Origin of the sequence: Pseudomonas sp. PHC1 (assembly GCF_046487845.1) — a bacterium.
GTDB classification, from domain to species: domain Bacteria; phylum Pseudomonadota; class Gammaproteobacteria; order Pseudomonadales; family Pseudomonadaceae; genus Aquipseudomonas; species Aquipseudomonas sputi.
Map to the genome: position 1 here is coordinate 18475 of NZ_JBJXHJ010000004.1, position 9962 is coordinate 28436.

10 protein-coding genes are annotated in these 9962 nt (G+C 61.6%); 4 read left to right on the top strand and 6 right to left on the bottom strand.

The genetic code is table 11. From position 1 onward, the window contains the following. Positions 1-73 precede the first annotated feature (73 nt). The 5 genes from ACKJSM_RS07195 to ACKJSM_RS07215 form a co-directional block, all read right to left on the bottom strand. Positions 74-298, bottom strand: coding sequence for an MbtH family protein (locus ACKJSM_RS07195; protein ID WP_007917715.1), 225 nt, complete (start codon positions 296-298; stop codon positions 74-76). A gap of 83 nt (positions 299-381) precedes the next feature. Beyond that, a complete protein-coding gene (locus tag ACKJSM_RS07200) occupies positions 382-1794 on the bottom strand; it encodes an aspartate aminotransferase family protein (protein WP_410237082.1) in 1413 nt (470 codons plus the stop codon). Positions 1795-1936: 142 nt separating this feature from the next. After that, positions 1937-2422, bottom strand: coding sequence for a GNAT family N-acetyltransferase (locus ACKJSM_RS07205; protein WP_236182665.1), 486 nt, complete (start codon positions 2420-2422; stop codon positions 1937-1939). Between the two features lie 106 nt (positions 2423-2528). Then, the gene (locus tag ACKJSM_RS07210) at positions 2529-3851 is read right to left on the bottom strand and encodes an ATP-binding protein (RefSeq protein ID WP_410237083.1); all 1323 of its coding nucleotides are present in this window, start codon (positions 3849-3851) and stop codon (positions 2529-2531) included. Further along, the gene (locus ACKJSM_RS07215) at positions 3851-4531 is read right to left on the bottom strand and encodes a response regulator (RefSeq protein WP_410237084.1); all 681 of its coding nucleotides are present in this window, start codon (positions 4529-4531) and stop codon (positions 3851-3853) included. The genes ACKJSM_RS07210 and ACKJSM_RS07215 overlap by 1 nt, the downstream gene beginning before the upstream one ends. A gap of 310 nt (positions 4532-4841) precedes the next feature. On the opposite strand from ACKJSM_RS07215, the gene ACKJSM_RS07220 reads away from it, so the two are divergent. From ACKJSM_RS07220 to dsbG, 4 genes are all read left to right on the top strand, one after another. After that, on the top strand, positions 4842-5513 hold the full coding sequence (locus ACKJSM_RS07220; RefSeq protein ID WP_410237085.1) for a hypothetical protein: 672 nt from the start codon (positions 4842-4844) through the stop codon (positions 5511-5513). A gap of 122 nt (positions 5514-5635) precedes the next feature. Then, complete coding sequence (gene dsbD / locus ACKJSM_RS07225; protein ID WP_410237086.1) at positions 5636-7366, top strand: protein-disulfide reductase DsbD; 1731 nt, start codon at positions 5636-5638, stop codon at positions 7364-7366. Beyond that, positions 7366-8241 (top strand): TlpA disulfide reductase family protein, encoded by an 876-nt coding sequence (locus ACKJSM_RS07230; RefSeq protein WP_236182660.1) that lies wholly within the window; start codon positions 7366-7368, stop codon positions 8239-8241. Before dsbD ends, ACKJSM_RS07230 begins: the two co-directional genes overlap by 1 nt. Beyond that, the gene (gene dsbG / locus ACKJSM_RS07235) at positions 8217-8987 is read left to right on the top strand and encodes a thiol:disulfide interchange protein DsbG (RefSeq protein WP_236182659.1); all 771 of its coding nucleotides are present in this window, start codon (positions 8217-8219) and stop codon (positions 8985-8987) included. Before ACKJSM_RS07230 ends, dsbG begins: the two co-directional genes overlap by 25 nt. Before the next feature lie 31 nt (positions 8988-9018). On the opposite strand, the gene ACKJSM_RS07240 is transcribed toward dsbG, so the two are convergent. Further along, positions 9019-9831: an alpha/beta fold hydrolase gene (locus ACKJSM_RS07240; protein ID WP_410237087.1), complete on the bottom strand. Its 813-nt coding sequence runs from the start codon at positions 9829-9831 to the stop codon at positions 9019-9021. Positions 9832-9962 lie beyond the last annotated feature (131 nt).

The following is a 9962-nucleotide window of genomic DNA, read 5'->3' on the forward strand; positions in this document are numbered from 1 at the left end:
TGTGCGGGAACGATCGACATGAAAAAAACCGCTGACTGTTTCCAGTCCAGCGGGTTTCTTTTTGGCCGATGACTTACTGTGCAGCCGCTTGCGCTTCCATCTTCTGGCGCAGGCTCAGCGGACGCATGTCGGTCCAGACTTCTTCGATGTAGGCCAGGCATTCCTTTTTCAGGCCGCTCTTGCCGACGGTGCGCCAGCCTTCCGGCACGGCCTTGTAGTCCGGCCAGATCGAGTACTGCTCTTCGTGGTTGACCACGACTTGAAAGAGGATGTCCTCGCGGTCGAATACTGACGTCATGCTGTGTCTCCATCGCTGTAAGGGTGGGCTGCACGACGGGTGCAGCCGGGTATGTAGAAAGAACGTTCGACGCGGCGAAAAATTTACAGGCCGGCGGTCGCGGCGCTCAATGCACGGCCGAAGATCTCGGCGACGCGATCGATTTCCGCAGCGGTGATCACCAGCGGCGGCAGGAATCGCACCACCGCACCATGACGTCCGCCCAGCTCCAGAATCAGCCCGCGCTTGAGGCATTCGCGCTGAACCAGCGGCGCCAGGCGCGCAAACGCAGGTGGATGGCCCAGTGCATCCGGCGTGCCGTTCGGATCAACCAACTCGACACCGAGCATCAGGCCACGACCGCGAATGTCGCCCAGTTGCGGGAAGTCACGCTGCAGGAGGTGCAGGTGCTCGCTCAGACGTTCACCCATGGCGGCGGCGTGTTCGCAAACCTTGTGCTCAACCAGGTAACGCATCACGGCAGAGCCGGCGGCCATCGCCATCTGGTTGCCACGGAACGTACCGGCGTGAGCGCCCGGCTGCCAGGTGTCGAGCCATTCGCGATACACCACTACGGCCAGCGGCAGGCTGCCGCCGATGGCTTTGGACAGCACCACCACATCCGGGGTAATGCCGGCGTGTTCAAAGGCAAACATCTTGCCGGTGCGGGCGAAACCGCTCTGGATCTCGTCGATGATCAGCGCCACGCCGGCCTTTTCGGTGATGCGGCGCAGACCGCGCAGCCACTCGATGTCCGCCGGGATCACACCGCCCTCGCCTTGCACCGCTTCGACGATCACCGCTGCCGGCAATTGCACACCAGCCTCGGGATCATTGAGCAGGTTTTCCAGGTAGCTCAGATTAGCCTTCACACCCGCCGCGCCACCGAGGCCGAACGGGCAACGGTAGTCGTACGGGAACGGCATGAATTGCACGCCGTTGCTGAGCAGCGCACCCAGCGGCTTTTTCGGCCCCAGGCTGCCCATCAGGCTCAAGGCACCTTGGCTCATGCCGTGGTAACCGCCGGAGAACGACAGCACGGTGCTGCGCCCGGTGGCGGTGCGCACCAGTTTCAGCGCGGCTTCCACTGCATCGGTGCCGGTCGGGCCGCAGAACTGGATTTTCGCTTCCTTGGCCAAGGCGGGAGGCAGCAGGCCGAACAGGTCCTGGACAAATTGATCCTTGACCGGCGTGGTCAGGTCCAGCGTGTGCAGCGGCAACTCATCAGCCAGCACTTGCCGGATCGCCTCGATCACCACCGGGTGGTTATGCCCCAACGCCAGAGTGCCGGCACCCGCCAGGCAATCGATGAACGTGCGTCCCTCGACATCCTCGACGTACAGGCCCCTGGCGCGCTTCAGTGCCAGGGGAATACGTCGCGGATAGCTGCGGGCATTGGATTCCTGCCGGCTCTGACGGGCCAGCAACGGCGATTCATTGAACTGATACAGCGTTTCAGCCGGCGCGGAGGCGATCCGGGCGGACGACTCTTCGATAAGGCTGGTGGCGACTGACATCTTTCGACCCCTCAATACGCGATGGATGGTGACCAAAACTGCACACCGGACAGGTGCGCGTTCCGGTCGCGGGGCGCACATGCAGGTTTTCCTGTTCTGGAAACGCACCAGCGTGTCGAGGATTTACACCCTTGATCGAATGTCAGGCCGACAATACCAGCGCCTTGTGCATCGGCAGGGTCAAAACGCCGTGTTGCATGAGAGCAGACGCCGTTTCGCGATAACCCAGGCGCCGGTAGAACGCCGCGCCGGTTCGCGTGCTGGCGAGCGTGACGCAAGGCTGGCCACGAATCCGCAGCCACCTCTCCAGATCGCCCATCAGTGCGCGACCCGCACCGCGACGAAACCACTCCGGCTGCACATGACAGAACGTGATCTCGCCATTGGCCGCCGCCATGCCGACCCCGACCGGTTTGTCCCGCAGCAGCGCGATGTTCAGATAATGATGGGGATCGGCGAGCCAGGCGCTGATGTGTTCCGCCGATTGTCGGCGGACCCAGTGGTCGACCAGTTGTGGATCATTGCGATGGTCGAGCGCGCAACCGACACGGATCGAGCGTTCGAGAATCCGGCTGATGATGCCGGCGTCGGCGAGGGTGGCGGGACAGATGTGGATGGGTGCTTGCATGGTGCTGTTTCCCTCAATCCATTGAGTCAAAGGCTGGGCGACAATAACGTTGCGTCCGGCGGATGACTAATGGAGAGAGGTTACATTTGATGTGCCCGGCAAAAAGTCAGACCGGTTGCAGCGGCATGGTCAGCTCGACCCGCAAACCATCCGGACGGCTGTCGAAATGCAGGGTGCAGGCGCAGCGCTGAACGATCGCCTGGACAATCGCCAGCCCCAGTCCACACCCGGTGCTCTGGCCGTTGCGCCAGAAGCGCTGGGTCAGGTGTTGCAGATCGTCCGGGGCGATGCCCGGCCCATGATCGCGCACCACGAAACGCACGCGATTGGCGGTGGTTTCCAGGCTCAGGTCCACCGCGCCGTCCGTCGGCGTATGACGCAAAGCATTGTCCAGCAGATTGCGCAGGGCCGCGATCGACAGCACCGCCGGCATTTGCAGGGGCGCGCTGGACAACCGCTCAGGCAGATGCAGTCTGATGCGCTGGCGCTGGTCGCTGGCCGAGTCCTGGATCGCCAGTTTCGCCACCTGTTCGGCGCTGCACTGCACGCCGTCGTCGAACGACAGACTGCCCTCGACCCGCGCCAGCAACAGCAGTTGCTCAAGGGTCCGGTGCAGGCGGTCGGCGCCCTCCTCGGCCCGGGCCAGCGACTGATCGCGAGCACTGCCTTCGGTCATGCGCGCCACTTGCAGGTGGGTCTTGATCGCCGTCAGAGGGCTGCGCAATTCATGGGCGGCATCGCCGGTCAGGCGACGTTCGCGCTCGATGGTCTTGCCGATGCGCTGGAACAACTGGTTCTGGGTTTCGAGCAGCGGTTTCAATTCGCTGGGGAATGACTGCAACTGCAAAGGCTCCAGCGAATCCGCATTACGACGCATCAAGGCTTCACGCAAGCGATTGAGCGGAGCCAGGCCCTGGCCGATCCCCAGCCACAACAGGCAAAGGCAGCCGAGCAGCGCTACGCCGACCGGCACCGAGGCCGCCAGCAGGATCGACATGTTCAGGGCTTCGCGCTCGATCACCCGGTCGGCGGTGGTAATCCGCACCTCGCCCCGGGCCAGGGTGAAGCTGCGCCATGGCGCGCCATCGATCATCTGATCGTGGAAGCCCATCTTCTGCGCTTCCAGCGCCTGTTCCGGATTGTTGTGGCTGCGGGCGAGGATTTCCCCGCGCAGCGAGCTGACCTGACAGGCCATGCCGCCGGGAATATTCAGTTGCTCGGCGCTGAAGTGGGTGCCTTCGCCTTTGCTCGGAATGGCCGGCAACTGCTCAAGCAACCCGGCGACCATCCGCGCCGACGCCACCAGGCGCTGGTCGAGGGAAAACATCATCTGGTTGCGCAGGTCGCTGAGCATCCAGGCGGCCGCCAGTGCCCAGATCAGCGCGAACGCGGCACCGAGGGTCAGGCTCAGGCGCAGGCGCAGGCTCATCACTTGTCCGGTTCTCCGCCATCGGCCGGGCCCAGGCGATAGCCCAGACCCCGCACGGTTTCGACGATGCCCTTGCCCAGTTTGCTGCGCAGGTGATGGATGTGCACGTTGAGCGCGTTGCTCTCCAGTTCATCATTGAATCCGTAGACGCTGTCCTTCAACTGCTCGGTGGACAGCACCCGGCCGCGGTTGTGCAGTAACGCTTGCAGCAAGGATTGTTCGCGACGGGACAGGTCCACCGGCCGCCCCGCCAGCGTGGTTTCGCGGCTGCTCGGGTCGTAGGTCAGCGCGCCGTGTTCGATCAGGTTGACACTGCGCCCGGCCACCCGGCGCAACAGGGTTTGCAGACGGGCGAATAATTCGCGCAAATCGAACGGTTTGAGCAGGTAGTCGTCGGCACCGGACTGCAGACCGTCGACACGGTCGGTGACCGAATCCCGCGCAGTCAGAATCAGCACCGGAATCTCCAGGCCTTGCTGACGCAGTTGTTGCAGCAACTTGAGGCCATCTTCGTCCGGCAGGCCGAGATCCAGCACCATCACGTCGAATTGGGCAACCTTGAGTATCGCCCGCGCCTTGGAGGCGGTGTTGACGTGCTCGACGGTCAGGCCTTGCGCCGTCAGCCCGGCGACGATCCCGCTGGCGATCAACTCATCGTCTTCGCAAACCAGTACGTGCATGGGAGCTCCATGAGAAAAAACGCGATTCAAGCAGCGGAGGATTAAGCGGCAATTATGGACACTGCCCGCGCCAAGGAAAAGCACGCTCTTGATACGCACGACCACGGGCGATGCCTTTTTCAACGCCGACTATCGAAACAGCAACTAAAAAACTAAAAACAGCAACTAAAAAAGTTCCATTCGACATAAACAGCAATCACAAAAGCAGTGCGAGAAAGTTATTCATCGCGATAACCTTCAACTCAGTGCACACAAGCATCACATCCACCAACAAACCAAACAATCACCGTTTACTAGAAGAAAATATCAAATGTCCAAACTCAACAACTTTGTCGCTATCGACTGGCGCTCCGGCTCTGACAGAATTTACTTCTTTTTCAAAGATACTGAAACGTTCTCCCGCTACAACAATGGCGACGAAAAAGTACTGGATGATTACCCAAAACCCATCAAGGGGTACTGGGAAGGGTTCGATGCCTACGCCAGACACCTGCGCTTCGGATTCACCCAGACACGGGCGGGCGATAACGACATCGTCTGGTTGTTCTTTTACAACGGCGATCGCCCATGGGTTTGCGCCTATAACCAGGACACTGACAAGGCTGATGCCTTTTACGATCTTTCCAACTCGCTCTGGACGCCGATCCTGCCTTATTTCGACAACATCGTTGCCGGCACCTGGCTGGAAGCCATCGGACACAAGAACCTGTTTCGCTTCCTGTTGAATGATGGAACTCATCTGACATTCGATACTGTAACGCGAAAAATAACCCCCCCCTCCAATGCCGTATTACCCGGACTTGAACCTTATAAGCATCGCCTTATTACCGGTGCTCAAATTGATCCCACTTTCAGCGATAACCTCTGGTACATCTTCCTGACTAATGAGCAATTCGTGATTTACAACATGCAGAAGGGCCGAGTCGAGGGAGGTGCGCACAATGTCAGTGGCAGATTCGCCGGATTAACCCGGGGTCTGTGACTCCCCGTCTACCTGGAAACGGCAGCGTTTCGCGGTTTCGGCGCATGGATATGCCCGGTTAATCATCGGTTAATCACTGCCCGCCATTGTGCCCCTCAATTGCACAGGGACAAGGCTCCTCCATGCGTCATTTTTTTCTGTTTTTTGCATTGCTGATTTCGAGTCTGGCCCAGGCGGGAAATGATCCCTTCGCTTCAAAACCGGAGTTTCTGCCGGTCGACAAAGCGTTCGTGCTGACCTCGGAACGTCTGGATTCCGGTGAAACCCAGCTATTCTGGCAAATCGCCGACGGTTATTACCTTTATCAGAAACGTCTGAAGTTCGACGGGCTGGCGGCGCAAAATGTCCCGGCCCTGCCCGAGGGCGAATCCCACAGCGACGAGTATTTCGGTGAGCAACCGGTTTATCGCCAGGGTCTGGAACTGAAGATTCCGGCAGCCGCCACGGGCCAGATCAAGGTCAGTTATCAGGGCTGCGCCGATGCCGGTCTTTGCTATCCCCCGCAGACGCGAGTGATCGACCTCGGCGGCAAAGCCGCAGCAACGACCGATGAAGCACCGGATCAGGCACTGGCCAGCGGCCTGCAACAGCACTCGCTGGGCTGGAGTCTGCTGGTGTTCTTCGGTCTCGGTCTGCTGCTGGCGTTTGCGCCGTGCTCGTTGCCGATGCTGCCGATTCTGGCGGGCATGGTGGTCGGCAGCGGCGCCACGCCGCGTCGGGGTTTTGCGCTGGCCGGCAGTTATGTGATGTGCATGGCGCTGGTTTACTCGGCGATGGGCGTCATTGCCGCGCTGCTGGGTGCCAACCTGCAGGCGTGGTTGCAGAACCCGTGGCTGCTCGGGACGTTCGCGGCAGTGTTTGTGGTTCTGGCGCTGCCGATGTTCGGCTTCTTCGAGCTGCAATTGCCGGTGGCCCTGCGGGATCGACTGGAACACGCCTCGCGCAGTCAACGCGGTGGCAGTCTGGTCGGCGCGGGCGTATTGGGTGCGTTGTCCGGTCTGCTGGTCGGCCCGTGCATGACCGCACCGCTGGCCGGCGCCCTGCTCTACATCGCGCAAAGCGGCAACGCGCTGCACGGCGGTTTGATCCTGTTTGCCCTGGGCATCGGCATCGGCGTCCCGCTGCTGTTGCTGGTAACGGTCGGCAATCGCTTCCTGCCCAAACCCGGCGCGTGGATGAATCTGCTCAAGGGCGTGTTCGGCTTCCTGTTCCTCGCCACCGCGCTGCTGATGCTGCGTCCGGTGCTGGAGCCGTCGCTGTGGCTGGGTCTGTGCGGCGCGCTGCTGTTGATCGCCGCTTACAGCGCCTGGAAACAGTCCGAGGGCTTTGGTCGCGTCGCACAATTGTTCGGTGCCGGTTCGCTGTTGCTGGGCCTGTGGGGCAGTCTGCTGGTGGTCGGTGCAGCGGGCGGCAGTGACGATCCGTATCAGCCGTTGCAGGTGTACAGCGCCGGACGCGTCGGATCTGCGGCGCCCAGCGGCCACGAAGCCTTTACGACGATCAAGGATCCCGCCGCCCTGCAACGCGAGCTCGACGCCGCCAAAACACAGGGCCAGTGGGTGCTGCTCGATTACTACGCCGATTGGTGTGTGTCGTGCAAAGTCATGGAGAAACAGGTGTTCGGCCAGACGCGGGTGATGCAGGCTCTGAGCGATGTGCGCTTGCTCCGACTCGACGTCACCGCCGACAATGCCGCCAGCCGCGAACTGCTCGGCCGTTACAAAGTGCCGGGGCCACCGAGTTTCGTGTGGATCGGCGCCGACGGTGAAGAGCGCCGCAGCCAGCGCATCACCGGCGAGGTCGATGCCGATACTTTCCTGCAACGCTGGACCACCACCCGAGACGCCCGTTAATGCTGACCTTCACACTCGGCACCTTTGCCATCGCCCTCAACCACCTGCTGCTGATCAGTGCGCTGGCACTGGCGACCTTCGTCGGCTGGCGGGTGGCCAAGCGCGGCGGTGACAATCCGGAGTCGGTGCTGTTCAGCCTGTTTCTGCTCGGCATGCTGGCCGCGCGCATTGCGTTTGTCGCTGTGTACTGGGGCCACTATCGCAACGATCCGTGGCAGATCATCGACCTGCGAGACGGTGGTTTTCTCGCCTGGCCGGGGGTGATCGTGTTGTTGCTCGCGGCGCTGTATCGCGGCTGGCGCCGACCGGGTTTGCGTCGACCGCTGGGTTTCGGCGTGGTCAGTGGTGTGGCGTTCTGGGTGCTGGCGAGCCTGTCGCTGAACATCTACGAGCAAGGCACACGCCTGCCGGACATCACCCTGCGCAACGCCGCCGGAGAAACCGTGAAACTCACCGACTATCAGGGCGGGCCGCTGGTGATCAACCTGTGGGCCACCTGGTGCCCGCCCTGCCGCCGGGAAATGCCGGTGCTGGAAAACGCCCAGCAACAACGCCCGGACCTGACGTTCCTGTTCGTCAACCAGGCCGAAAGCATGCAAAGCGTTGCCACGTTTCTCGAAACCCAGGGCTTGAGCCTGAACAACGTGCTGTTCGACCGCAGTGGACGCCTCGGCCAGGCCGTGGGCTCCATGGCCCTGCCGACTACGCTGTTCTATAGCCCGGACGGTCGCTTGCTGAGCAGCCATCTGGGCGAGTTGTCGAACGCCAGCCTGGCCCGCGCCCTGGAAAACTTCGACATCCCCAATCCGAATACGAACGCCGCACCGGCCACCTCTGCAAGGAAACTGCCATGCCCCGCCTCCGCCATCTGCTGACGCTGACTCTGGGCACCGCCCTGCTGCAACTGCCGTCAGTACAGGCCGCTGAAGAACTGCCCGAAGCGATCAAGAAAATCGAAGCCAAGGGCGCCAAGATCGTCGGCCAGTTCGATGCGCCGGACGGCCTGCGCGGTTACGCCGCGCAATACCAGAACCGCGGCATGGCGCTGTACCTGACGCCGGACGGCAAGCACGTGCTGCTGGGCAACCTGTACGACGCCGACGGCAATGATCTGAGCAGCGCGCCGCTGCAAAAACTGGTCTACGCGCCGATGGCCAAGGAAGTCTGGGCCAAGTTCGAGGCCAGCAACTGGATTCAGGACGGCAACAAGGATGCACCGCGCACCGTGTACCTGTTCAGCGATCCGAACTGCCCGTACTGCAACATGTTCTGGGAACAGGCCCGCCCCTGGGTCAAGGCCGGCAAGGTGCAGCTACGACACATCATGGTCGGCATCATCCGCGAAGACAGCCCGGCCAAAGCCGCCGCCCTGCTCGCCGCCAAAGACCCGAGCAAAGCCCTGGAAGATCACGAGAAGGCCGGCAAGGCCAGCACCCTCAAGGCCTTGAAGGACATTCCAGTCGCCGTGCAGACCAGACTCGCGGCCAACATGCAGTTGATGGAAGACCTGGAGTTGCAGGCGACTCCGGCGATCTTCTACATGGACGACAAGGGCGAACTGCAACAACAGCAAGGCGCGCCGACGCCGGACAAACTGGCGAAGATTCTCGGCCCGAAATAAAAAACGCCCACGCAATGCGTGGGCGTTTTCGTTACTTCAGCTGCGCCAGAAACTTCAGCAGCGTGTCGGTCACAAACAACGGATTCTCCAGATTGGAGATATGCCCCGCCTCCGGCACCAGCACACACGGACAGCCAATCAACTCGGCCATTTCCCGCGCTTCCGACGGCGGGCGTGGTTTGTCCTGATCGCCGCAGACCACCAGCGTGGTGGCCGCATTCAGCTCGCCCAGACGCGGCAACAGATCATCACGGCCAAAGGTGATGCGTCCCATCGGCACGATGCTTTCGCGCAGGCGTTCGGCTGAATAGCCGGCGAGTTTTGCGCGGAAATCCTGATACAGCGCCGACGCCCGATCGATGCCCGGGCGGAAGAAGATCGGCACCACGATATCCAGCAGTTGCTCGGAGATCCCGCCGCTTTCCTCGATCTGTTTGAACAGCGAGAAATAGTACTGGCGGGTCGGCTCCGGCTCGACGCCGACGTAAGTGTCCATCAGTACGAGACCGTTGAGCCGTTGTGGCGCCGACAGTGCCAGGCGCACGCCCCACATGCCGCCGACCGACAGCCCGACCAGCGTGACCCGGTCGATGTCCAGATGATCGAGCAAGGCCTGTGCCTGACGGGCGATGTCGTCCAGCGAAGTAGTGCCTTGCGGCAAACGACCGGATTCACCATGGCCCCACAGATCCAGGGCAATCACCCGATAGTTCGCCGACAACGCTGCGATTTGCGGGGCCCACATGGCCTGGTCCCACAGGTAGCTGCCGGCCAGCAGCACCGCCGGGCCCGTGCCTTGATCAATGTAGTGAAGCGCCTGTCCGTCAACCGTGAAAAAAGGCATGGATAACCCCCGAGGCAAAGAAACTGGAGCACGAAGACTGAGCGGGCGCGCCTCGGTCGTCAATGATATGAAAGGATTACAAAGCCCGATCTGCGACAACGGCCACAGCGAAACTCAAGTTTCGGTAGCCA

What these genes read in the sequence shown, in the direction of transcription:
- ACKJSM_RS07195 (WP_007917715.1), bottom strand. Translation starts at nt 298, where the DNA reads ATGACGTCAGTATTCGACCGCGAGGACATCCTCTTTCAAGTCGTGGTC.
- ACKJSM_RS07200 (WP_410237082.1), bottom strand. Translation starts at nt 1,794, where the DNA reads ATGTCAGTCGCCACCAGCCTTATCGAAGAGTCGTCCGCCCGGATCGCC.
- ACKJSM_RS07205 (WP_236182665.1), bottom strand. Translation starts at nt 2,422, where the DNA reads ATGCAAGCACCCATCCACATCTGTCCCGCCACCCTCGCCGACGCCGGC.
- ACKJSM_RS07210 (WP_410237083.1), bottom strand. Translation starts at nt 3,851, where the DNA reads ATGAGCCTGCGCCTGCGCCTGAGCCTGACCCTCGGTGCCGCGTTCGCG.
- ACKJSM_RS07215 (WP_410237084.1), bottom strand. Translation starts at nt 4,531, where the DNA reads ATGCACGTACTGGTTTGCGAAGACGATGAGTTGATCGCCAGCGGGATC.
- ACKJSM_RS07220 (WP_410237085.1), top strand. Translation starts at nt 4,842, where the DNA reads ATGTCCAAACTCAACAACTTTGTCGCTATCGACTGGCGCTCCGGCTCT.
- dsbD (WP_410237086.1), top strand. Translation starts at nt 5,636, where the DNA reads ATGCGTCATTTTTTTCTGTTTTTTGCATTGCTGATTTCGAGTCTGGCC.
- ACKJSM_RS07230 (WP_236182660.1), top strand. Translation starts at nt 7,366, where the DNA reads ATGCTGACCTTCACACTCGGCACCTTTGCCATCGCCCTCAACCACCTG.
- dsbG (WP_236182659.1), top strand. Translation starts at nt 8,217, where the DNA reads ATGCCCCGCCTCCGCCATCTGCTGACGCTGACTCTGGGCACCGCCCTG.
- ACKJSM_RS07240 (WP_410237087.1), bottom strand. Translation starts at nt 9,831, where the DNA reads ATGCCTTTTTTCACGGTTGACGGACAGGCGCTTCACTACATTGATCAA.